At 38.2% G+C, this 523-nt stretch carries 1 protein-coding gene; it reads right to left on the bottom strand.

Features of this window, described 5'->3' with window-relative positions:
* A partial coding sequence (locus SM447_RS29980) for a TonB-dependent receptor domain-containing protein (protein WP_474576222.1) occupies positions 1-523 on the bottom strand: 523 nt, incomplete at both ends.

The following is a 523-nucleotide window of genomic DNA, read 5'->3' as shown; positions in this document are numbered from 1 at the left end:
CCTAGCATTCCAAAAGTCTGCTTTATAAAACTTCTGCGCGTTGATTTTTATATAATCATATCGGATACCTGCATCCACACTCCATTGTTCATTGAGGTGCAAATCTCCTACCGCATAGATACCCGCAGTAGTTTTTTTATAATCTGGTATTAGTCTACGAATACCCGTACTTGGATTTGGAATATTTTCTTGATATTCTACTTGCACGCCAATATTTTTGGTAAACTTATCATTCCCATCCAAAAGCATTGTTGTTTCCAAGGTGTGCGTGAGTAACTTGAGATCAACACTAGCACGTCCTGCATTGCGACGACGACGCACATCAAATTCCTCTCGATGGTTTGCTTGATATGCATATTGCAAACTCCATTTTCCTAGATTATTAAAACGGTGATACGCTTTTAACTTTGCTAGGTGATGTTGCGTCTTCTGCTTGGGAGCTGCAATATCATATGTAAAATCTCTAATAATTAATGGATCTGCACTATTCAGTGCAGTAACGAGATCTGTTATATTCCCTATA

This window comes from Micromonospora aridisoli (genome assembly GCF_056150025.1).
This window is presented reverse-complemented; position numbering and strand designations above follow the sequence as displayed.